The organism is Microvirgula curvata (assembly GCF_054781615.1).
Map to the genome: position 1 here is coordinate 26,005 of NZ_BAAGUB010000022.1, position 20,890 is coordinate 46,894.

At 64.3% G+C, this 20,890-nt stretch carries 22 protein-coding genes; 12 read left to right on the forward strand and 10 right to left on the reverse strand.

Annotated features, from left to right (window positions below):
• The first annotated feature begins 116 nt into the window (after window positions 1-116).
• From ACYVG8_RS10255 to mnmA, 5 genes are read left to right on the forward strand one after another with little or no spacing between them, the layout of a single operon-like run.
• Window positions 117-1,802 carry an ABC1 kinase family protein gene (locus ACYVG8_RS10255; protein WP_460745708.1) on the forward strand — a complete coding sequence of 562 codons (1,686 nt, stop codon included), beginning with the start codon at window positions 117-119 and terminating at the stop codon, window positions 1,800-1,802.
• On the forward strand, window positions 1,799-2,620 hold the full coding sequence (locus tag ACYVG8_RS10260; protein WP_028498908.1) for a secretin N-terminal domain-containing protein: 822 nt from the start codon (window positions 1,799-1,801) through the stop codon (window positions 2,618-2,620). The genes ACYVG8_RS10255 and ACYVG8_RS10260 overlap by 4 nt, the downstream gene beginning before the upstream one ends.
• Before the next feature lie 60 nt (window positions 2,621-2,680).
• Complete coding sequence (locus tag ACYVG8_RS10265) at window positions 2,681-3,157, forward strand: NUDIX hydrolase (protein WP_460745710.1); 477 nt, start codon at window positions 2,681-2,683, stop codon at window positions 3,155-3,157.
• A 51-nt stretch (window positions 3,158-3,208) separates the two neighbouring features.
• A complete protein-coding gene (locus ACYVG8_RS10270; RefSeq protein ID WP_244879566.1) occupies window positions 3,209-3,769 on the forward strand; it encodes a hypothetical protein in 561 nt (186 codons plus the stop codon).
• A complete protein-coding gene (gene mnmA, locus ACYVG8_RS10275) occupies window positions 3,766-4,842 on the forward strand; it encodes a tRNA 2-thiouridine(34) synthase MnmA (protein WP_028498911.1) in 1,077 nt (358 codons plus the stop codon). The genes ACYVG8_RS10270 and mnmA overlap by 4 nt, the downstream gene beginning before the upstream one ends.
• A gap of 4 nt (window positions 4,843-4,846) precedes the next feature.
• Here the strand turns inward: mnmA and ACYVG8_RS10280 are convergent, their stop codons facing one another.
• From ACYVG8_RS10280 to ACYVG8_RS10295, 4 genes are all read right to left on the reverse strand, one after another.
• The gene (locus tag ACYVG8_RS10280) at window positions 4,847-5,710 is read right to left on the reverse strand and encodes a DMT family transporter (protein WP_028498912.1); all 864 of its coding nucleotides are present in this window, start codon (window positions 5,708-5,710) and stop codon (window positions 4,847-4,849) included.
• 324 nt (window positions 5,711-6,034) lie between these two features.
• Window positions 6,035-8,092 (reverse strand): methionine--tRNA ligase, encoded by a 2,058-nt coding sequence (gene metG / locus ACYVG8_RS10285; protein ID WP_199905467.1) that lies wholly within the window; start codon window positions 8,090-8,092, stop codon window positions 6,035-6,037.
• A gap of 87 nt (window positions 8,093-8,179) precedes the next feature.
• A complete protein-coding gene (locus ACYVG8_RS10290) occupies window positions 8,180-9,430 on the reverse strand; it encodes an MFS transporter (RefSeq protein WP_107889674.1) in 1,251 nt (416 codons plus the stop codon).
• Window positions 9,431-9,759: 329 nt separating this feature from the next.
• Window positions 9,760-10,062, reverse strand: a complete 303-nt coding sequence (locus tag ACYVG8_RS10295) for a hypothetical protein (RefSeq protein ID WP_460745712.1) — start codon at window positions 10,060-10,062, stop codon at window positions 9,760-9,762.
• Between the two features lie 181 nt (window positions 10,063-10,243).
• Between ACYVG8_RS10295 and apbC the strand changes: the two genes are divergently transcribed.
• The 6 genes from apbC (at window position 10,244) to ACYVG8_RS10325 (ending at window position 14,508) form a co-directional block, all read left to right on the forward strand.
• Window positions 10,244-11,386 (forward strand): iron-sulfur cluster carrier protein ApbC, encoded by a 1,143-nt coding sequence (gene apbC, locus ACYVG8_RS10300; protein ID WP_460745714.1) that lies wholly within the window; start codon window positions 10,244-10,246, stop codon window positions 11,384-11,386.
• A gap of 93 nt (window positions 11,387-11,479) precedes the next feature.
• Entirely contained in the window at window positions 11,480-11,920 is a 441-nt protein-coding gene (locus ACYVG8_RS10305; protein WP_460745715.1) for a ribonuclease domain-containing protein, read from the forward strand.
• On the forward strand, window positions 11,911-12,186 hold the full coding sequence (locus tag ACYVG8_RS10310; RefSeq protein WP_028498918.1) for a barstar family protein: 276 nt from the start codon (window positions 11,911-11,913) through the stop codon (window positions 12,184-12,186). Before ACYVG8_RS10305 ends, ACYVG8_RS10310 begins: the two co-directional genes overlap by 10 nt.
• Window positions 12,187-13,181: 995 nt before the next feature.
• A complete protein-coding gene (locus tag ACYVG8_RS10315; protein ID WP_169735634.1) occupies window positions 13,182-13,445 on the forward strand; it encodes a hypothetical protein in 264 nt (87 codons plus the stop codon).
• A 50-nt stretch (window positions 13,446-13,495) separates the two neighbouring features.
• The gene (locus ACYVG8_RS10320) at window positions 13,496-13,774 is read left to right on the forward strand and encodes a hypothetical protein (protein ID WP_315385275.1); all 279 of its coding nucleotides are present in this window, start codon (window positions 13,496-13,498) and stop codon (window positions 13,772-13,774) included.
• Window positions 13,774-14,508 (forward strand): C39 family peptidase, encoded by a 735-nt coding sequence (locus tag ACYVG8_RS10325; RefSeq protein WP_460745717.1) that lies wholly within the window; start codon window positions 13,774-13,776, stop codon window positions 14,506-14,508. The genes ACYVG8_RS10320 and ACYVG8_RS10325 overlap by 1 nt, the downstream gene beginning before the upstream one ends.
• 44 nt (window positions 14,509-14,552) lie before the next feature.
• Here the strand turns inward: ACYVG8_RS10325 and cydX are convergent, their stop codons facing one another.
• The 5 genes from cydX to ACYVG8_RS10350 are packed head-to-tail and all read right to left on the reverse strand — an operon-like array spanning window position 14,553 to window position 18,266.
• On the reverse strand, window positions 14,553-14,735 hold the full coding sequence (cydX, locus tag ACYVG8_RS10330; RefSeq protein WP_028498921.1) for a cytochrome bd-I oxidase subunit CydX: 183 nt from the start codon (window positions 14,733-14,735) through the stop codon (window positions 14,553-14,555).
• 18 nt (window positions 14,736-14,753) lie between these two features.
• Complete coding sequence (cydB, locus tag ACYVG8_RS10335) at window positions 14,754-15,887, reverse strand: cytochrome d ubiquinol oxidase subunit II (protein ID WP_460745719.1); 1,134 nt, start codon at window positions 15,885-15,887, stop codon at window positions 14,754-14,756.
• Between the two features lie 13 nt (window positions 15,888-15,900).
• On the reverse strand, window positions 15,901-17,478 hold the full coding sequence (locus ACYVG8_RS10340; RefSeq protein WP_028498923.1) for a cytochrome ubiquinol oxidase subunit I: 1,578 nt from the start codon (window positions 17,476-17,478) through the stop codon (window positions 15,901-15,903).
• A gap of 18 nt (window positions 17,479-17,496) precedes the next feature.
• Window positions 17,497-17,715 carry a cytochrome oxidase putative small subunit CydP gene (gene cydP, locus ACYVG8_RS10345; protein WP_028498924.1) on the reverse strand — a complete coding sequence of 73 codons (219 nt, stop codon included), beginning with the start codon at window positions 17,713-17,715 and terminating at the stop codon, window positions 17,497-17,499.
• 5 nt (window positions 17,716-17,720) lie between these two features.
• Window positions 17,721-18,266, reverse strand: a complete 546-nt coding sequence (locus ACYVG8_RS10350) for a GbsR/MarR family transcriptional regulator (protein ID WP_028498925.1) — start codon at window positions 18,264-18,266, stop codon at window positions 17,721-17,723.
• Between the two features lie 215 nt (window positions 18,267-18,481).
• Here ACYVG8_RS10350 and ACYVG8_RS10355 point away from each other — a divergent pair, with 215 nt between their 5' ends.
• Window positions 18,482-19,933, forward strand: a complete 1,452-nt coding sequence (locus ACYVG8_RS10355) for a sigma-54 interaction domain-containing protein (protein WP_460745722.1) — start codon at window positions 18,482-18,484, stop codon at window positions 19,931-19,933.
• Here ACYVG8_RS10355 and ACYVG8_RS10360 read toward each other — a convergent pair.
• Window positions 19,930-20,889 carry a branched-chain amino acid ABC transporter permease gene (locus tag ACYVG8_RS10360; RefSeq protein ID WP_112692846.1) on the reverse strand — a complete coding sequence of 320 codons (960 nt, stop codon included), beginning with the start codon at window positions 20,887-20,889 and terminating at the stop codon, window positions 19,930-19,932. The two genes, ACYVG8_RS10355 and ACYVG8_RS10360, sit on opposite strands and share 4 nt — an antisense overlap.
• Window position 20,890: the final 1 nt, after the last annotated feature.

A 20,890-nucleotide genomic window follows, 5' to 3' on the forward strand; every position in this document is an offset into this window, starting at 1 on the left:
GGCGGTTCGGGCAATCAATTTCATGGGGGCCGAATGTAATCGACCCACCCCGCGCTGTAAAGACAACAGCCCGTGCTTATATACTTGGACGTCCTTCGACGGGTACCCGAAAACGCATGCTCAAAGAAACCTTCGTCGCCATGCGCGACCTGCCGCGCATGAAAGAAATCTCGGCCATTCTCATCCGGCATGGCCTAGGAGAATTCGCGCAGCGGCTGAAGCTGCCGCGCGTGGTCGAGAAGGGAATCGAGTGGCTGCATGTGCCGATGCCGTCCCCTGACGACTACATTCCGACCCCGGTCCGCCTGCGCCGTTCGCTGGAAGATCTCGGCCCGACTTTCATCAAGCTCGGCCAGATCCTCGCTACCCGGGTCGATGTGTTCCCGCCGGACTGGATCGCCGAATTCGAAAAGCTGCAGAGCGATGCGCCGGCGCTGCCGGAAGGCGATGTGACGCGGCTGGTGTCAGCGGCGCTCGGCATGCCGGTGGCCGAAGCATTTGCCGAATTCAACCCGCATCCGATCGGCGCGGCGTCGATCGCCCAGGTCCACCGCGCCATGCTGATGGACGGTACCCCGGTCGCAGTCAAGCTGCGCCGGCCGGGCATCGTCGACAAGATCGACGCCGACCTGCGCATCCTCGGTCACCTGGCGCGACTGATCGAACTGGAGTTCCCCGACATCCGCCGCTACCAGCCGGGCGAGATCGTCAATCAGTTCGCCAAGGCGCTGAAGCGCGAACTCAACCTGGCCGGCGAGGCGCGCAATATGGAACGCTTCGCCCAGCATTTCGCCGGCGACCCGCATATCGTGGTGCCGAAGGTGTACTGGGCGCTGACCAACCCGACCATCAATGTGCAGGATTTCGTCGACGGCATTCCGGCCATGCGTCTGGACCTGGCCGAGGCGGCCGGGCTGGACCGCAAGCTGCTGGCACGACGCGGCGCCGACGCGGTGCTGAAAATGATCCTGCTCGACGGGCTGTTCCATGCCGACCCCCACCCCGGCAACGTGTTCTTTCTGGCGGAAAACCGCATCGTTTTCATCGATTTCGGCATGGTCGGGCGCTTGTCGCGCGATCGCCGCGACCAGCTGGCCGACCTGCTGTCGGCGCTGTCGCGCCGCGATGAACGCGGCGTCTACGACGTGCTGATCGACTGGACCGGCAGCGCCCAGGTCGACGACGACGGGCTGAAGGCCGATATCGCCGAGTTCCTGTTCCAGTACGACGGCCTGTCGCTGTCCGAACTGGACCTGACCCAGCTGATCAACGACATCATGGCCCTGATGCGCGAGCACTCGATCGTGCTGCCGGCCGACCTGTCGATGCTGTTCAAGGCACTGATCACGCTGGAAGGCTTTGCGCGCCAGCTCGATCCCGATTTCAAGCTGGTCGCCCACCTGACGCCGTTCGTCCGCCACATCATTCTGGCGCGCTACACGCCGAAGGCCATCGCCGACAAGAGCGTGCGCGGGCTGCTGGACATGGTCGGCATGGTCGCCGATCTGCCGCGCGACATTTCGCGCCTGCTCGGCACCGCCCGGCGCGGCAAGCTGCGGCTGGATATCGACGTCAAGCGGCTGGACAGCTTCGGTCACCAGATCGACAAGAGTGCGAACCGGCTGACCATGGGCATCGTGACCGGTTGCCTGATCATCGGCTCCAGCATCGTCATGACCGTCAATGCCGGCCCGACGCTGTTCGGCCTGCCGGTGTTCGGCTTTTTCGGTTTCATGATCGCGTTTTTCAACAGCATCTGGCTGATCCTGTCCATCTGGCGGGCCGGCAAGGACCATGTATGACCCTGCGCACGCCCATCCTGACCTGGCTGACGGCCCTGCTGCTGGCCCAGGCCGCCATCGCCGCCCCGTCGCTGCGGACGCTGAAGCTGAAGCAGCAACGGGGTGAGGACGTGGCCGCCGCGCTGGAACCGCTGCTGGAGCCCGGCGAGCGCGTGGCCGGCCTGCCCGATGCAGTGGTGATCAGCGCCGAACCGATCCGCCAGGCCGAACTCGCCCGGCTGGTGGCCCAGCTCGACAGCCGGCGCCGGCAATGGCGGCTGGAAGTCGACACCTCGGCGCTGCTGCCGCGCCGGCACGCCGCCCCTGCCCGGCCGAACACCGGCCGGGTCGACATCGGCGTGTGGCGTCCCGGCGGCCATGGCCGGCCGGGTGTCGGGGTCGACATCGATGCCGGCGAGATTCCGCTTGGCAGTCGCCCGGCGGTCCCGGCCGACGACGGGCAGTGGCTGGTGGTGGCCGAAGGCGGCAAGGCCCGGGTCGATACCGGCCCGCTGCGGCCCGCCCACTGGGTGCTCGCCTACCCTGACGGCCGCTATTCGCCGCGCCAGCCGTGGCAGACCAGTGGCGGCGGTTTCTGGCTGCAGGCGCGCGCCGACGGCGACGAGGTGGTCCTGACGCTGGCCGTCAGCCCGGGCCAGTTACCGGCCGGCCGCAATGGCAATACGAGCAGTACCCGGGTGCGCGGACGGCCCGATGCCTGGCTGACGATCGCCAGCGTAGTGCACGAGGCCGACGGCAGCGACACCCTGGTGCTGGGTCAGGGTGGCAGCCGCTACGCGTCGACCGCCATGGTCCGCGTCCGCCTCACCCGCCCCTGAAGCTGCCCAGCGCTGGCCCCAGCCGGTATAATCCGTTTTTGTCCACGCAATCCGCCCGCTATGGCGCACCAAACCCAATGGAAACCGAACGCGACCGTTGCCGCGATTGTCGAACGCGACGGCCGCTTCCTGCTGGTCGAGGAACAGACCTCGGCCGGCTTGATGCTCAACCAGCCGGCCGGTCACTGGGAACAGGGCGAAACACTGCTCGCCGCCACCCGCCGCGAAGCCTATGAGGAAACCGGCTGGCATGTCGAGCCGACCGCGCTGGTCGGCATCTACGCCGCGCCGAAGCGCGACGAGCCCGAGCTGGTCTACTTGCGCTTCGCCTTTGTCTGCACCGCACTCGACCATGATGCCGACGCCGTGCTGGATGACGGCATCGTCCGCCCGCTGTGGCTGACGGCTAAGGAAATCGCCGCCAGCGTCGACCGGCAGCGCAGTTCGCTGGTGTACCGCTGTGTGCAGGATTACCTGGCCGGACGCCGCTACCCGCTCGACCTGCTGACCCACACAGGTTTTCCCCCGGACCGCTGATGCCGTCCGTTCAGGGCCCCGCCCCCGACACCGCTCCCCGCTGGAGAACGCATGCCGCCGACCCGTGCCCTGCTGCCCGTGCTGCTGATGGTCCTGAATGCAGCCCTGCCTGCCGTTGCGTCCGCCGACGAGGCGTTGCCGCTGTGCTACGGCTACGGCTGCCGTGTCGACACCCGCTTTGCCGTCAGCACACCGCAGCAGGCGGAAGTGGCGCAGCTGTTTGCCCACGTCGCGACGCCGGACGACGAACGCCGCGCCGTCTCGCAGGCCATCGGCCTGCTGGAACGGATCGCCGGCGAGCAGACGCCGATCCGGGACGACAAGGGCGGCAATTTCAGCGACGGGACGTCGCCGGGGCGGCGCGACTGCGTCGACCACAGCACCACCAATGCCGAATGGCTGCTGTGGCTGCGCGACAAGGGCTGGCTGCGGCTGCACACGCCGGCCGGCAAGGCCTGGCGCGCGCCATGGATAGTGGATCTGCACTACACCGCGGTAATGACCGATGCCGGTGGCCGGCAATGGGCGGTGGACAGCTGGTTTTTCGATAACGGACACGATGCGGCCGTGGTGCCGCTGGATGTCTGGATGAAAGGATATTCCCCGTCATGACGGAGAAAAAACGCATCGTCGTCGGCCTGTCCGGCGGCGTCGACTCGTCGGTGACCGCTCACCTGCTCAAGCAGCAAGGGCATGAAGTCATCGGCGTGTTCATGCAAAATTGGGAAGACGACAACGACGACGACTACTGCTCGATCAAGCAGGACTCGCTCGACGCCATGAGCGTGGCCGACCGGCTGGGCATCGACATGGAGATCGTCAACTTCGCCGCCGAGTACAAGGACCGCGTGTTCCAGTACTTCCTCGACGAGTATGCCGCCGGCCGCACGCCGAACCCGGACGTGCTGTGCAATGCCGAGATCAAGTTCAAGGCCTTTCTCGACTACGCCATGACCCTCGGCGCCGACTGTATCGCCACCGGCCACTACGCGCGCAAGCTGGAGCGCGACGGCCGGCATTACCTGCTCAAGGGCGTCGACCCGGGCAAGGACCAGAGCTATTTCCTGTACCGGCTGTCGCCGGCGCAGCTGTCGAAGTCGCTGTTCCCGCTCGGCGGGCTGCACAAGACCGAGGTCCGCCGCATCGCCGCCGGGATCGGCCTGCCGAATGCGGCCAAGAAGGACTCGACCGGCATCTGCTTTATCGGCGAACGCCCGTTCCGCGCCTTCCTGCAGCGCTACCTGCCGACCCAGCCCGGCCCGATGGTCACGCCGGAAGGCCGCACGGTCGGCGAACATCAGGGGCTGATGTACTACACCCTCGGCCAGCGCAAGGGCCTGAATATCGGCGGCGACAAGGCCGGCAATGGCGAGCCGTGGTTTGTCGCCGGCAAGGACATGGCCAGCAATACCCTGATCGTGGTCCAGGGCCACGGCCACCCGCTGCTGCTGAAACCGGTACTGGAAGCCTCACAACTGAGCTGGACGCTCGGCGAGGCGCCGGCCGATGGCGACTATGCGGCCAAGAACCGCTACCGGATGAGTGATGCCGCCTGTCGCCTCGACACGCTGTCGCCGGAACGCATCCGGCTGACTTTCACCGACCCGCAATGGGCGGTGACGCCGGGCCAGTCGGCCGTCCTGTACGACGGCGACATCTGCCTCGGCGGCGGCGTCATCGTCTGAGCGTTCAGCGTCGCGCCAGCACCACGCCGGCCGCCACCACGGCCATGCCGGCGATGGCCAGCGGCGTCAGCCGTTCGCCGAACAGGGCAAAGGCCATCAGCGCGGTGGTCGGCGGCGTCAGGTAAAACAGGCTGGCGACGCCGACCGACTCGCCATGGCGGATCAGCCAGTTCAGCAGGCTGATCGCGCCGATCGACAGCACCAGCACCAGCCAGCCAAGCGCAAAGGCGAACGATCCGTTCCAGACGATGTGCATGGACTCGAACCAGGGCGCGACAGCACCGGTCGCCAGCGCACAGGCGGTGAACTGCACCACGCCGCCGGTGCGCCAGTCGAAGTGCGGCACGAAGCGCTTCTGGTACAGCGTACCCAGGGTGATGCCGAACAGCGCGGCCACGACCGGCAGCAGCAGCGGCAGCATGTCGTGGCCGATGCTCAGCCGTGGCCAGACCGTCATCGTTACCCCGGCCAGACTCAGCAGCAGACCGGCCCACTGCCGCCGGCCGACCGGAGCCCGGAACCAGGCCGCCACCAGCACGGCGGTCAGAATGGGCTGCAGGCCCACCACCAGTGCCGTCAGCCCCGGCGACAATCCACGGGAAATGGCACTGAACACGCCGGCCAGATAGACCGCATGCACCAGCAGGCCGGTGACGGCCAGATGGGCGACCATGCGCCGGCTGTCCGGCCACGGCGCGCGCATGAGTAGCGCCAGCACGGTCAGCAGCAAGGCGGTACAGCCATAGCGCACCAGCAGGAACGTCAGCGGTTCGGCATAGGGCAGGCCGAACCTGGCGCCGATAAAGCCGGTACTCCACAGAATGACGAACAGAACGGGCCACAGCGGGCGCAACGCGGCAGAGGACATGACACAGGACCGGCAATGACGGCCGGCCATGGTAATGACATTGACCACAGACGGCGAGTGGCGAATCCCCTGCCCCGCAGCCATTTGCCTGCAGGGGATGCAGCGCCGGCCCCACCGTCGCCGCCGGCATGGTCTCGTTCGACATCCCGCTGGCACTCCCCGCCGCTTCCGGACCAGTGGGAAAAATGCCTACTGCCTGTCAATGGGGCTGAGGTCCGCCCAATATTCCATTTCCAGACTGTATTCCACAGCAGAACTTCCAGGCAATGAATGACGGGCCGGCCCGTAACCCAGGCCGACCCGTCATGATCCTGCAGCCATCAATCAGCTCACGCGCATGCCCGGCTTCGCGCCGTTGTCGACATCGAGCAGGAACAGCCCCTGCGAGTCGTCATTGCCACTGGCGCAGACAATCATCCCCTCGGACACGCCGAAGCGCATCTTGCGCGGTGCAAGGTTGGCGACGACGATGACCTGGCGGCCGATCAGTTTTTCCGGCTCCGGATAGGCGCTGCGGATGCCGGAGAAGATCTGCCGGGTTTCAAAGCCGAGATCGACCTTGAAGCGCAGCAGCTTGTCGGAACCCTCAACCAGACCGGCTTCCAGCACCGTGCCGACCCGCAGATCGAGTTTGGCGAAGTCGGCGATGCCGATGGTGTCGTCCAGCGGTTCGACGCCGAGGCTGGCCGGCGTCACGGCGGCAGGCGTGCTCTGCTTGTTCGCCTCGACCAGCTTTTCGATCAGCACCGGTTCGACGCGCTGCATCAGATGCTGGTACGGCTTGACTGCATGACCCAGCAGCAGCGTCTGCGCATCGTTCCAGTTCAGCGGTGCGACATCGAGGAAGGCCTCGATATCGGTCGCCAGCTTCGGCAGTACCGGTTTCAGGTAAATCGCCAGGATGCGGAAGGCATTGATCAGCACGGTGCACACATCGTGCAGGCGCGCTTCCTCCCCTTCCTGACGGGCCAGCTCCCACGGCTTGTTCGCGTCGACATAGACATTGACCGCATCGGCCAGCGCCATGATGTCGCGCAGCGCACGGCCATATTCGCGGGCCTCGTAGGCGGCGGCAATGCCGTCAGCCTGGGCGCGCAGGGTATCGAGCAGCGGGAGGTCGGCAATCTGTGCGGACAGGCGGCCCTCGAAGCGCCTGGTCAGGAAACCGGCGGCGCGGCTGGCGATATTGATGAACTTGCCAACCAGGTCGGCATTCACCCGGGCGACGAAGTCGTCCAGGCTCAGGTCGATGTCCTCGATGCGGCTGTTGAGCTTGGCGGCGATGTAATAGCGCATCCACTCCGGGTTCAGCCCGCAGTCGAGGTAGCTGCGCGCGGTGATGAAGGTGCCGCGCGACTTCGACATCTTCTGGCCGTCGACGGTCAGGAAGCCGTGCGCGAACACGCCGGTCGGCGCGCGATAGCCGGCGAACTTCAGCGTGGCCGGCCAGAACAGCGCGTGGAAATACAGGATGTCCTTGCCGATGAAGTGGTACAGCTCGGCGTCGGAATCGGCATTGAAATAGCTGTCGAAGTCGATGCCGGTGCGGTCGCACAGGTTCTTGAACGACGCCATGTAGCCGATCGGCGCGTCGAGCCACACATAGAAGTACTTGCCCGGCGCATCCGGAATCTCGAAGCCGAAGTACGGCGCATCGCGCGAGATGTCCCAGTCCTGCAGACCGCCTTCGATCCACTCGTTCATCTTGTTCAGCGCTTCCGGCTGCAGGTGCGGCTGTGACACGCCGTCGGCGCGCAGCGTGCTGCCTGTGGTCCATTCACGCAGGAAGTCGGTGCATTCGCCGAGGCGGAAGAAGAAGTGCTCGCTGCTGCGCAGCACCGGCGTCGCGCCGGACACGGCCGAGTACGGATTTTTCAGTTCGGTCGGGCTGTAGGTCGCGCCGCAGACTTCGCAGTTGTCGCCGTACTGGTCCCTGGCCGCGCACTTCGGACACTCGCCCTTGACGAAGCGGTCCGGCAGGAACATCTGCTTTTCCGGGTCGTACAGCTGCTCGATGGTGCGGCTGACGATCTTGTCGTTGGCACTGAGCTTGCGGTAGATCTGCTCGGAGAACTGCTTGTTCTCCGGCGAGTTGGTCGAATAGTAGTTGTCGTAACCGATATGGAAGCCGCTGAAGTCGGCCAGGTGCTCGGTCTTGACCCGCTCGATCAGCTGTTCCGGCGTTACGCCCTGCTTTTCCGCCGCCAGCATGACCGGCGTGCCGTGGGTGTCGTCGGCACAGACATAGTGGCATTCATGCCCGCGCATCTTCTGGAAACGCACCCACACGTCGGTCTGGATGTGCTCGACCATATGGCCGAGGTGGATGGCCCCGTTGGCGTAAGGGAGGGCACTCGTCACCAAAATTTTGCGTTGCGTCATCAGGATGTCTCTTCTGGAATCTCAAGCGAACGATTATAGCGACAAAGCACGCCGTACCGGGGAGCCGGGACGGCGCGCAGCCGTGGTCTATGACTGGCTGGCGAGGGCCGGCTCGCCGGATTCGCGAGCGCGGGCGGCCATCGCGCGCTGCAGCACGCCGCGCGACAGCCACAGGTACAGCGCAGTCGAACAGGCGGACAGCGCGGCATAACCGACCTCGCCCCACTGCAGATAGGCGAACTTCAGCCCCTCGATGCCGAACACGTACACCACCATCGACAGCATGCCGACCGAGGCGGCGACCGTACCCTTGGCGATCGGACTGGCGGTCAGCGCAAAACGGTACAGCACCGCAAAGCACAGCCCCTCGCCCAGCGAGGTCAGGCTGATGCCGGCAATGATCCAGAACCACGGCACACTGGTCAGCAGACAGCCTGCCAGCATCAGTGTTGCGCCAAGCATTTGCGGCAGACGGCCGACCACGACCGAACGGCCGAGTTGCCAGCGGTCGGAAACCCGGACCAGGATCAGGTTGCCGGCAATCAGCGCGCCGAACACCGGGATCTGCCACAGCCCGTATTCCAGCGTGCTCATGCCGCCGTCCTCGATCAGGAACACCGGCGACAGCGCGATCCAGCCGAGCAGCGGCAGCGCCATGAACGGCATGCACAGCGAGGCGGCGATAAAGCCGCGGTCGGTCAGCACCGCACGGTAGTCGCGGCCGATCTGTGACAGCGGCAGCGGGCCGCTGCCGGGCTGTACCGTCTCCGGCATGAAATACCACAGGCCCAGCCAGCCGAGTGCGGCGATGGCGGCAATCAGCACGAAAATCGAGCGCCACGGCCAGATTTCGATCAGCACCGCCCCGGCCACCGGCCCCAGCAGCGGCGCGATCAGCGCCACATTGGCCATCAGCGCCGTGACCTTGATCGCCGTATTCTCGTCAAAGGCTTCCTGCACGGCGGCATAGCCGACTGCGGCGATAAAGCACAGGCCGACGCCCTGCAGCACGCGCATCGCAATAAAGGATTCGATGCCGCCGACCCACAGCATGGCCAGACAGCTGAGCACGAACAGCGCCACGCCGGCGAGCATCACCGGCCGGCGGCCGATACGGTCCGACAGCGGCCCGAGCAGCCACGGCACGGTGATGCCGCCCAGCAGGAAGGCGGTCATCGACGTGGCGACCCACGAAATGTCGACGCCGAACTCGGCCACCACGTGCAGCATGCCGGGCTGGATCATGTCGTTGGCGATATAGACCGCAAATTCGAACAGCACCAGCGCCAGCGGGAAGCACAGGACGGACAGGGTCAGGGTAGTGATTTTCTTCTGCATGGTTTTCAGCCAGTTGCGACGCCCCCGGCATGCGGCCTCCTGATCGGAAGGCCGGGCGGAGCGGGCCCGTGCGGCAGCCAGGCAGCGGCAGGGCGGTTCTGTACGGGGAAGGAAGGCCGGCGTGCAGCGGGCCTGTTCCGGGAGATATCGAGCCTGACGGCCGCGCGTGACGCGACCATGATGGCGATGAGGAGCGGCGATCCGGGCCGGTAAAAGGCCGGACTCGCGGCAGCGTCACGGCCTGGACGGGAGTAGATTCGGAGGCGGACGCAGCGGGCGATTGTACCAGCGCGCGTGCGGACGGACGTTCAGATACGGGACATGTCCGTTCAATAACCACCCTGCCCGTCGACCGGCAGCGGGTTGGCCGGCGTGGCCGGCGGCGAGTCGTTCTGTTCCGACGGGCGGCGCAGACGCCGCCCGTCGCGCTCGACCCGGCGCGGATCGCGTTCGACCCGGCGGTCGACCTGGCGCCCGTTGCGCCTGGCGCCATCATCCGGCACCGCCGTGTCACCATCACCGGGCATGCCCTGCACCAGCGGCGCAGGCTGCGGCACCAGCGGCAGCACCAGTCCGTTGGCGTCGACGGTGGCGGCCAGCGTCGACAGCATCACTGCCAGCAGGCGTGACATCAGGGCATCCCCGTTTCATTCGCACTGTTTTCATCATGGCCGACTGGCCGTTCCGTCGCCAGTGTACGCCGCCGTCGCCCCGGCCCTCCAGCCTGCGCGAACCGGCGCGCGGCGTAGACGCTGGCGCGATAAACCGAGTAAAGTGCTCGGGTATTCGTATCATCCGTCCGGAATTCACACCATGCTGTCCAAACTGACCCAGCTGTTCAAATCCGCTGATGCGCCCGCCGCCGACTCCGGTGGCGAAGCCGAGCTGCTCGATGCCGTCCAGGCCCTGGTCGATCCCGACACCGGCAAGACCTATGCCGAGGCAAAGGCGATCAGGAATGTTCGCCAGTCCGCATCGGCCATCGGCCTCGACATCGTGCTCGCCTACCCGGCGCAAAGCCGCCATGACGCGATCCGCGCCCAGTTCGCCGAGGCACTGGCCACGCTGGCCGGCACGCGCCAGATCGACATCGCCGTGTCCAGCCAGATCACCGGCCACGCCGTGCAGCGCGGCATCCCGCTGCTGCCGGGCGTCAAGAACGTCATCGCCGTCGCCAGCGGCAAGGGTGGCGTCGGCAAGTCGACCACCACCGTCAATCTGGCGCTGGCGCTGGCGGCCGAAGGCGCGCGGGTCGGCATTCTCGACGCCGACATCTACGGCCCGTCCCAGCCGCTGATGATGGGGCTGCAGGGCCAGCGTCCCGCGTCCCCGGACAACAAGTCGCTCGTCCCGGTCGAGAACTATGGCGTGCAGACAATGTCGATGGGCTATCTGGTCGATGACGACCAGGCCATGGTCTGGCGCGGCCCGATGGTCACCCAGGCACTGATGCAGTTGCTGAACGACACCCGCTGGGACGCGCTCGACTACCTGCTGATCGACCTGCCCCCGGGCACCGGCGACGTACAGCTGACGCTGTCGCAGAAGATCCCGGTCACCGGCGCGGTCATCGTCACCACGCCGCAGGACATCGCACTGCTCGATGCCAAAAAGGGACTGCGCATGTTCGAGAAGGTCGGCGTGCCGGTACTCGGCATCGTCGAGAACATGTCGGTCCACATCTGCTCGAACTGCGGCCATGTCGAAGCGATTTTCGGCGAAGGCGGCGGGCAGAAAATGGCCGAGCAGTACCACGTCGAGCTGATCGGCCAGTTGCCGCTCGACCTGTCGATCCGCCTCGCGGTCGACGAAGGCCGCCCGAGCGTGATCGCCGATCCTGACGGCACGATCGCCGCCATTTACAAGCAGATCGCCCGCCGCGTCGCGGTCAAGGTCGGGGAAAAGGCGCGCGACTACAGCTCGCGACTGCCGAAGATCGTGGTCCAGAACACCTGACCCGCGCAGCGAACATGCGCGCTGTCGCATGTTCGCTCTTGCCGCCGGTCCGCTGCTTCGGCAGAATCGGCGGACTCATTCCGTTGTGGCGCCATGTACCGTTTCCTTTCTCTCGTTGTCGCCGTTGCCCTGTCGCTGCCGGCTCAAGCCGGCTCATGCGATCGTGTCGCGCGCGAAATCAACGCCAAGCTCGCCACACCGGTCAATGTCACCCAGTTCGCCGGTGTGCTGACCGCGCTGGGCGGCACCGGCCAGTTGCCGAACCGCTACGTCTCCAAGCAGACGGCGCGCGATGCCGGCTGGCGTCCGGGCCGCAAGCTGTGGTCCGTACCCGGCCTGCAGGGCAAATCCATCGGCGGCGACCGCTTCGGCAACCGGGAACACCGTTTGCCAGCGGCCGACTGGCATGAAGCCGACCTGGACTACCAGGGCGGCAAGCGCAACGGCAAGCGGCTGGTCTATGCCGGCAACGGCCTGCGCTATGTCACCGTCGATCATTACCAAACCTTCACCGAGATCCCGCCATGTCGCTGACCTGCGAGCTGAAAAATGTCCGTTCGACCCAAGACTTCTACACCCAGCTTGCCCGCGGCCTGCAGCTGCCGGCGCACTTCGGCAAGAATCTCGACGCCCTGTTCGACGCACTGACCGGTGACGTGAAGGGCCCGGCCACGGTGTTCTGGCACGAGTCGATCGCCGCCCGCAACGAAATGGGCGAGGAACACTTCGAGGAAATCATCGGCGCGCTGTACGAGGCCGCCGGCGAACGCGACGACCTGCAGATCTGGCTGGGTCTGTAAGCACCGCAACAGCCAAAAAAACAGGGCATCACCTGATCGGTGATGCCCTTGTTCACGTTTGCGGGTCACTCAGCCGGGTTTCCCTGCCCGCCGCGCCGCCCCCCGACCGGCAGCCCGGTGATGACGGAAACTGTCCTCCGTCCCCTTTGCACTGCGCGAGCCGAACGCGTACTGGCTCTCCAGCCACATCACATTGATGATCCCCAGCGCCAGCCTAAGTCTCCGAAATACCACATCATTCTAACCTCTGGTAAATCAGCGCAGCTGATTCAGGGCATGATGCCCTGACTGCGCTAGAGCCACGTCCCGTTGTTTGCACACCACCATCCAGACAACTGACGAAGAGACTTTGGGGATAGCTTGCAGCACTGAAGTTGACAGTCAGAAAAGCGTGGCAGACTATGCATTTCATCGAATGATTTTCATTATCAATGATAGTCGCTATGTACTTATCACGCTTTGCCCCTGTCATTACTTTCGCTGCTGGTTGCATAGGCTCCCCCGCATTTGCAGAGCTCCCACTCGCGGTAGAAGGGTTCATGACGGAGAAAAATAAGACTAGGCTTGACATCTCAATGGCGTACGCCAACGTGGAACGCTCAAGCGTGGCTACTGGCGAACCCATCATCATTCAAGTCGGCCCAACCTCTTTCATCGGATTGCCTACTGCCATCGGCGAACGAATTACCAATAGCGACACACTGGTGGCGACAGTCGGTTTGCGTTACGGACTGACAGGCAGGGCTGAGACCTATGTGCGTAGCAGTTACCTCAGTTCCTGGCGTCGTAGCAGCGATAGCTCAGGCGTACGCAACGACAGGGGTAGCCGCTTTACTGACGCCTGGGCCGGAATCAACTCAAGCAAGACAACGATTCGCCAGCACTGATCGCTTTCTCTGAAACGGCGCTGCGCGAGAAACATCATAAAGGTAGCGTCTCATTCAAGTCTGCACTCTATTGACATAGAGAAAGTGTTCTATCAGGATGCCCTACCCATGCAGCTGGCCCCTTTATCCAATAGGGAAATGGCAGAAACAGAAGGAGCCTTTGGGCCTTGGGGGGCACTCGGAGGCGCAGCCGTCGGCGGCATTTTCTATACAGGTCAAGCTATCGGCAGTGGTGAGTGGAATTGGGGCTCATTTGGCACGACTGTTGGCATGGGAGCTCTGACAGGCTTAACGGGAGGAGCCGCTACAAGTTACTTCATTCCACGCATTGCTTTTGGCGCAGGCATTTATGCCGGGCGTAATGGCTGGTAAACCATAGAGAAAAAGAACCATGCTGTTGCCTCTCCGGCAAAGCGTGGTTCATGCACAATATGAAACTTGCGGGTTATTTTCTGGCATTAATTTTGTCAACCATTATTTTATTATTATTTTTTGGAGCCAGCATGACGGCAATAATACCTTTGACAGGCGCATTAATTCTCAATGCAGGCTTTCAAGTGTGGGCCCGCCACAATGGTCATTGGAAATTTTATCCCAACGCAGCAGCCATTTCAAAACGGATGCCAATCTGGCTTTATGAGTGGGTCTCTGCCGTTGGGCTTCTTTTAGTCGTCAGCCTTGCGGCACGCGTATTTTCCTGATGAAAAAAATCATCGTACTTATACACAGGCCAGCCAAACTATATAAGTTTTCTCTAATAGCACAAACCATTCCGGCGCTACTGATGCCTGCCTGTCTCGCCGCCGAATTGCCAATTCCCATAATGCCCGACTGGAACGCATGGCCAGTCACCCACAGCATAACGCTTGTGACACCGATCAAAAATTGGAAAACTTTACGCGACTCACGCATCGTCAAACAGAGTTTAGACTATTCTTGTGGCGCTGCATCACTAGCCACGCTTCTGAACGAGTACTACGGTCAGCGCGTGACGGAACAAGCCATATTGATAGCCATGGCAAAAGGCAACGGGCGAGCCAGCTTTGAGGACATGGCCTTGGTTTTACCTCAATTTGGCTTCAAGGCTCAGGGGTTCACTGCAAGTTGGAAGCAGTTGATCAAATTGCGTATTCCGGTAATTGTCTATCTCAAGTATCGCAAGACAGACCATTTCTCCCTAGTTCGCGGCATCGGTGCCAACACAATATGGCTGGCGGACTCGTCTTTGGGCAACCGCACTTACAGCCGCGAACAATTTCTACCCATGTGGACGAGTCACAGCGGCGACGAAAAGCACGACCAACTGCGTGGAAAATTCCTGGCCGTGCTGCCTGCCTTGGCCGATATCTCGGCGCAGAGTGATTTTTTTGACAGCGCACCGGCCCGGCAAACGAAATCCGCCGTATTGCAGCAGGCTTTTCGACCAGTTCCTTGATAACAAGCAAACTTCTCTCTAGAGCATCATTCTTCCCCGGTCACTCAGCCGGATTTGCCCCCCCGCCGCGCCGCCCCCCGACCGGCAGCCCGGTGATGACGGAAACTGTCCTCCGTCCCCTTTGCACTGCGCGAGCCGAACGCGTACTGGCTCTCCAGCCACATCACATTGATGATCCCCAGCGCCAGCGCCAGCCCGAGTCCCAACAGCCAGGCGAAATACCACATCGTTGCGTCCTCCGGTAATCAGTAACTGTGCGTATCGTTTTTCAGGCGCTCGACCGTCACCGGTCCGCGCATGACCCGATACACCCAACTGGTGTACAGCATGATCAGCGGCACGAAGATCACCGCCACCCCGAGCATCACGCCCAGCGTCTTGTGACTGGACACCGCATCCCACAGCGTCAGGCTTGATACGGCATCAAGGCTGGACGGCAGCACGAACGGGAACAGGGCTGCGCCGGCAGTCAGGATCACCCCGGTGCAGGCCAGTCCGCTGGCCACTACCGTCAGCCGCGGCGCCCGTCCGGCCAGCGCCACGGCGGCGAAGGCACCAAGGATGCCCAGCAGCGGCAGCACCCACAGTGACGGCCACGCCGCATAGTTGGCCAGCCAAGCGCCGCCGGTGATCGTCACCGCCTTGCCGAGCGGCTCCAGCGCCTCGTTCAGCGCGCCGATGGCGGTCAGTTGCCAGCCCGGCAGCCGGGCGGTCCACAGTCCGCCCAGCGCGAACAGCACCAGGGTCAGCAGGCCGAACACCCGGGTCGCGAACACGGCTCGCCCGCCGACCGTGCTGCCGCCGGTCTTGCTGGCCAGAAAGGCCGCGCCATGCAGGGTCAGCATTGCCACCGACAGCACGCCGCAGAACAGGCCGAACGGGTTCAGCAGGTTGAAGAAACTGCCGGCGTAACGCACGTGCATGCTGCTGTCGAAGGCGAACGGCAGGCCGATGAACAGGTTGCCGATGGCAACGCCGAAGACCAGCGCCGGCACGGCGCCGCCGACGAACAGCGCCCAGTCCCAGTTGTTGCGCCAGCGCGCGCTCGGCAGCTTGCTGCGGTAGTCGAAGCCGACCGGGCGCAGGAACAGCGCAAACAGCGTCAGCATCAGCGCGACATACAGCACCGAGAACGCCGCCGCGTACACCAGCGGCCAGGCGGCGAACAGCGCACCGCCAAAGGTGATCAGCCAGGTCTGGTTGCCCTCCCAGGTCGGACCGACACTGTTGATGACCAGGCGGCGCTCGTCGTCGTTGCGGCCGATGAACGGCAGCAGCACGGCGACGCCGATGTCGAAGCCGCCGGTGACGGCAAAGCCGATCAGCAGCACGGCCATCAGGCCCCACCAGATGAGTTTCAGCGTTTCATAGTCGAACATGGTCCGGTTCCCCTCAGGACTGTTGCGGCACGGTGACGTCCGGCGTTTCGCCGTGATAGCGGCCGGTATGCAGGCTGGCCGGTCCCAGCCGGATGTACTTCAGCATCAGGTACATCTCGATCACGAACAGCAGGCTGTAGATGCCCACCAGCCCGATCAGGCTGAAGTGAAGCTGGCCCGGGTCCAGTTGCGATGCCGACAGATGGGTCGGCAGCACGCCGGAAATGGTCCATGGCTGGCGTCCGTACTCGGCCACGATCCAGCCCAGCTCGATCGCCACCCACGGCAGCGGGATCGCCAGCACGCACAGCTTCAGGAACCAGCGCTGCGGGGCGAGGCGGCGGCGCACCAGCAGCCAGCAGGCGGTGGCGAAGATGGCAAGGAACAGCATGCCGAGCCCGACCATGATGCGGAAGCTCCAGAACAGCGGCGCGACGTTCGGAATGGTGTCGCTGGCGGCGGCACGGATCTGCGCCGGGGTCGCGTCGACCACGTTCGGCGTGTATTTCTTCAGCAGCAGGCCGAAACCGAGGTCGGCCTTGTGCTGCTCGAAGCGCTCGCGCACTGCCGGCGTGGTGTCGCCGGCCTTCAGCGCGGTCAGTGCCTCGTAGGCGATCATGCCGCTGCGAATGCGCACTTCGTGTTCGCGCTTCAGGTCCTTGATGCCGGTCACCCGGGTGTCGGTCGAGCGCGTGGCGATCAGCCCGAGCAGGTAAGGAATTTTCACCGCGTAATCGGTGCGTTCCTCGGCCTGGTTCGGCCAGCCGATGGCGGTAAAGGCCGCCGGTGCCGGTTCGGTGTTCCACTCGGCCTCGATCGCTGCCAGCTTGACCTTCTGCACTTCGCCGGTGGTGTAGCCGGACTCGTCACCGAGCACGATCACCGACAGGATGGACGCCAGCCCGAAGCCTGCCGCCACCGCGAACGAGCGCAGTGCGAAGCCGGTGTCGCGCGCCTTCAGCAGGTACAGGCTGGACACGCCGAGCACGAACATCGCCGCCGCCACATAGCCGGCCGCCACGGTGTGCACGAACTTGACCTGGGCCACCGGGTTGAAGAACACCTCGCCCAGGCTGACCAGCTCCATGCGCATGGTGTGATAGTTGAACTCGGCCCCGACCGGATTCTGCATCCACGCATTGGCGATCAGGATCCACAGTGCCGACAGGTTGGAGCCGAAGGCGACCAGGAACGTGACCAGCAGGTGCTTGTTCTTCGACAGCCGGTCCCAGCCGAAGAAGAACAGGCCGACAAAGGTCGATTCGAGGAAGAAGGCCATCATCCCCTCGACCGCCAGCGGTACGCCGAAGATGTCGCCCACATAGTGCGAGTAGTACGCCCAGTTGGTGCCGAACTGGAATTCCAGCGTGATGCCGGTCGTCACCCCCATGGCGAAGTTGATGCCGAACAGCTTGCCCCAGAAGCGGGTCATGTCCTTGTAGACCTGCTGGCCGGTCATCACGTACACCGACTCACAGATCACCAGGATCCAGCTCAGCCCCAGCGTCAGCGGTACGAACAAAAAATGAAACAGGGCAGTCAGCGCGAACTGCAGGCGTGACAGCTCCACTACCTCGGACACGGGCAGCATGGTTCTCTCCGTTTGCGGTCAATTCTTGTGGACAGGCGGGGCATCGCGACCGGGGGTGCCAAGCAGTTGCTGCTCGATCGCGGACTCGGGGACGGTCATGTGCCGGGCCAGCGGTTCGGAGAACCACAGCACTTTCGCGCCCCACAACAACAACAGCTTCACCGTCAGCACCACCGAGATTTCAAGCCACAGCGGCATGCCGCGCCGGGTCCGGCGCTGCAGGATGGACGGTGTCATGGTCTTTACTCCCGGCTTCCCGGACGCAGCCGGTCAGCGAATTCCAGCACCTTGTGCACCTTGCTGCCGAGCCGCATCAGGCTGGCCAGCGTGTCCGGTGACAAGCGCTGCACGTCGTCGAACCAGCCGGTCGCCAGTTCGATCAGTTCATGCATGTCGCGCATCCGCTCCTGGGCATGGCGCTCCTGCTCGTCACAGGGATCGGCCATCAGCGTATCGCGCAGCAGCGACAGGGTCGGGTCGATCTCGCGCCGGCGCTTTTCCTCGATCAGCGTGCGGAAGATCTCCCAGGTGTCGTCCGGGGTGGTGAAGTAGTCGCGCCGGTCGCCGGGATGGTGCGCCATGCGAACCAGTCGCCAGGACTGCAGTTCTTTCAGCCCCATGCTGACATTGGAGCGCGACATGCCAAGCTCGTTCACGATGTCGTCGGCATTCAGCGGCTTTTCGGACAGGAACAGCAACGCATACATCTGCCCCACGGTGCGGTTCACGCCCCAGCGGCTGCCCATCTCGCCGAAGTGCAGCACGAAGCGTTCGATCAATGGCGTCATGTCACGCGTTCCTGTTCTTTCAGAAATTTGTGAAATCATCGCCACTTTTTTGACGCAGGTCAATCTTAAGGTCAAGCAAATTTACTTGTCAGTCCCCCGGCGCACGCACTTCCCGCTCCGGTTCCTCACGCGGTGATGCTACATTGGACACATCCCGCCATGACAACAAACCGGCGCGGCCAAAGGTCGCAGCACGGATAAACGAGGAGACACGGGTGGAAGAAACGGAACTGAACCCTCCCGGACCGGCGCCGTTGTGCCAGTCCCTGCAGCACGGTCTGCTGGAGCTGTTCGAGCAGCAGTTCGTCGGCGCCCTGCTGGTCGACCGCGAGGCGCGCGTGCAATGGATCACGGCGCGCTACGCAGCCCTGCTCGGGCTCGACGATCCGGCCGGGGCGCTGAACCGGCCGGTGGAAGACATCCTGCCGCACAGCCGCATGCGCGAGGTGGTGCAGAGCGGCGAACCGATCGTGCTCGACTTCATGAACTACAAGCAGCACCACTTCGTGGTCAGCCGCTTTCCGCTGCAGGACGGCGACGGCCAGGTGGTCGGCGCATTCGGCATCCTGCTGTCCGAACGCTGGCAGCCGCTGAAACCGCTGGTCGACAAGCTTTCACAGCTGCAGGAAACCCTGGACCGGGTCCGCCGTGACAACGCCGGCAGCCGCCGCGCGCGCTACGGCTTCGACGACATCATCGGCGCCGGCGCCGCCTGCCGCGACATGCAGCGCCTGGGCCAGCGTGCGGCCGCGCTCGATACCACCGTGCTGCTGCTCGGCGAGACCGGCACCGGCAAGGAGTTGCTGGCCAATGCCATCCATGCCGCGTCGCCGCGCCGGCAGAAGCCCTTTGTCGGCCTGAACGTCGCCGCGGTGCCGGAAACGCTGCTGGAAGCGGAATTCTTCGGCGCCGTCGCCGGTGCCTATACCGGTGCCGAGCGCAAGGGCCGCGACGGCAAGTTCAAACTCGCGGACGGCGGCACGCTGTTTCTCGACGAAATTGGCGACATGTCGCTGCCGATGCAGGCCAAATTGCTGCGCGTACTGCAGGAGCAGGAAATCGAACCGCTCGGCTCGAACCGCCTGCTGCATATCGATGTGCGGGTCATTGCCGCAACCAGTCGCGACCTGCGCGCGCTGGTCGATGCCGGCCTGTTCCGCGCCGACCTGTTCTACCGCCTGAATGTGCTGCCGATCCGGCTGCCGCCGCTGCGCGAGCGGTCGGAAGACCTGCCGGCGCTGGTCGATTCACTGCTGGCGCAGATTGCCGACCGCACCGGCCTGCCGCAGCGCAAGCCGGGTGCCGCCGCACTGGCACTGCTTGCCACCTATCCGTGGCCGGGCAATATCCGCGAACTGCGCAATGTGCTGGAACAGGCGGTAATGCTGTCCGATGGCGTGGCGCTGGACGCCCCGGTCCTGCAGCGCATCCTGCCGGTGGCCGCGGCAGTCGACCCGCCGCCGCTGGCCGGCGGCGGCACCCTGGCACAGCGGCTGGCCGAAACCGAACGGCGCGTGATCAGCGAGACGCTGGCGCTGGCCGGCGGCAACAAGACCGAGGCCGCGCGGGCACTCGGCATTTCACGGGCGACGCTGTACGAAAAACTGGCCGATCCGCGCCTGTTTCCGGCGCAGACCGGCCCGTCGCTGGCCGGGCTGGTGCGCTAGAAGTCTTTCTTCAGCAGCCGCCCGGCTTCGCCGATGAAGCCGCGGCGGAACGCCAGCACGCAGATGACGAAAATCGCGCCGATGATCACCGTCACCCACGAGCCGAGCGACGCCAGTTCGTTGTGCAGCGCGCGCACGGTGAACGCGCCGACCACCGGACCGAGAATGGTACCCATGCCGCCAAGCAGGGTCATCAGCACCACTTCGCCGGACATGTGCCAGCTGACATCGGTCAGCGACGCCAGCCGGAACACGATGGCCTTGGTCGCCCCGGCGGTGCCGGCCAGCGAGGCCGACAGCACGAACACCAGCAGCTTGTAGCGCTCCACCCGGTAGCCGAGCGACAGTGCCCGCGCCTCGTTTTCGCGGATCGCCTTCAGCGTCTGGCCGAACGGCGAGTACACCGTGCGGTAGATCAGCCACATGCCGGCCAGGAATACTGCATAGACGAACAGGTACAGCGTCAGCGGCACGTCCTGCCCCCCGACCGACACCGTATGCGCCAGATCGAACAGGCCGAACACCCTGCCCTGCGGAATCCCCTGCAGGCCGTCCTCGCCGCCGGTCTGCGGCGCCTGCACGCAGAGGAAGAACACGATCTGCGCCAGTGCCAGCGTCACCATGGCGAAGTAGATGCCCTGGCGACGGATCGCCACCGCACCGATCAGCAGGCCGAGCAGCGCGCAGCAGGCGGTGGCGGCGAGGATGCCGAGTTCCGGGCTCAGCCCCCATTCCTTCAGCAGGTAGCCGCAAATGTAGGCGCCGCTGCCAAAGAACGCCGCATGGCCGAATGACAGCAGGCCGCCAAAGCCGAGCAGCAGGTTGAACGCGGCGGCGAACAGCCCGAAGCACAGCAGTTCCATCATGAAAATCGGGTAGACCGCAAACGGGGCGATCAGCCCGGCGACAACCAGCACTGCCCACAGTGCCGGATGGCGGATATCGAGCGGGAACATG

Bases quoted from the DNA above. Each gene is read 5' to 3' on its own strand.
- ACYVG8_RS10270 (WP_244879566.1), top strand. From the start codon at position 3,209: ATGCCGCCGACCCGTGCCCTGCTGCCCGTGCTGCTGATGGTCCTGAAT.
- cydB (WP_460745719.1), bottom strand. From the start codon at position 15,887: ATGTTCGACTATGAAACGCTGAAACTCATCTGGTGGGGCCTGATGGCC.
- ACYVG8_RS10350 (WP_028498925.1), bottom strand. From the start codon at position 18,266: ATGACGCCATTGATCGAACGCTTCGTGCTGCACTTCGGCGAGATGGGC.
- ACYVG8_RS10315 (WP_169735634.1), top strand. From the start codon at position 13,182: ATGCAGCTGGCCCCTTTATCCAATAGGGAAATGGCAGAAACAGAAGGA.
- ACYVG8_RS10255 (WP_460745708.1), top strand. From the start codon at position 117: ATGCTCAAAGAAACCTTCGTCGCCATGCGCGACCTGCCGCGCATGAAA.
- metG (WP_199905467.1), bottom strand. From the start codon at position 8,092: ATGACGCAACGCAAAATTTTGGTGACGAGTGCCCTCCCTTACGCCAAC.
- apbC (WP_460745714.1), top strand. From the start codon at position 10,244: ATGCTGTCCAAACTGACCCAGCTGTTCAAATCCGCTGATGCGCCCGCC.
- cydP (WP_028498924.1), bottom strand. From the start codon at position 17,715: ATGACACCGTCCATCCTGCAGCGCCGGACCCGGCGCGGCATGCCGCTG.
- ACYVG8_RS10310 (WP_028498918.1), top strand. From the start codon at position 11,911: ATGTCGCTGACCTGCGAGCTGAAAAATGTCCGTTCGACCCAAGACTTC.
- cydX (WP_028498921.1), bottom strand. From the start codon at position 14,735: ATGTGGTATTTCGCCTGGCTGTTGGGACTCGGGCTGGCGCTGGCGCTG.
- mnmA (WP_028498911.1), top strand. From the start codon at position 3,766: ATGACGGAGAAAAAACGCATCGTCGTCGGCCTGTCCGGCGGCGTCGAC.
- ACYVG8_RS10320 (WP_315385275.1), top strand. From the start codon at position 13,496: ATGCACAATATGAAACTTGCGGGTTATTTTCTGGCATTAATTTTGTCA.
- ACYVG8_RS10295 (WP_460745712.1), bottom strand. From the start codon at position 10,062: ATGTCACGCCTGCTGGCAGTGATGCTGTCGACGCTGGCCGCCACCGTC.
- ACYVG8_RS10360 (WP_112692846.1), bottom strand. From the start codon at position 20,889: ATGTTCCCGCTCGATATCCGCCATCCGGCACTGTGGGCAGTGCTGGTT.
- ACYVG8_RS10260 (WP_028498908.1), top strand. From the start codon at position 1,799: ATGACCCTGCGCACGCCCATCCTGACCTGGCTGACGGCCCTGCTGCTG.
- ACYVG8_RS10340 (WP_028498923.1), bottom strand. From the start codon at position 17,478: ATGCTGCCCGTGTCCGAGGTAGTGGAGCTGTCACGCCTGCAGTTCGCG.
- ACYVG8_RS10265 (WP_460745710.1), top strand. From the start codon at position 2,681: ATGGCGCACCAAACCCAATGGAAACCGAACGCGACCGTTGCCGCGATT.
- ACYVG8_RS10280 (WP_028498912.1), bottom strand. From the start codon at position 5,710: ATGTCCTCTGCCGCGTTGCGCCCGCTGTGGCCCGTTCTGTTCGTCATT.
- ACYVG8_RS10290 (WP_107889674.1), bottom strand. From the start codon at position 9,430: ATGCAGAAGAAAATCACTACCCTGACCCTGTCCGTCCTGTGCTTCCCG.
- ACYVG8_RS10305 (WP_460745715.1), top strand. From the start codon at position 11,480: ATGTACCGTTTCCTTTCTCTCGTTGTCGCCGTTGCCCTGTCGCTGCCG.
- ACYVG8_RS10325 (WP_460745717.1), top strand. From the start codon at position 13,774: ATGAAAAAAATCATCGTACTTATACACAGGCCAGCCAAACTATATAAG.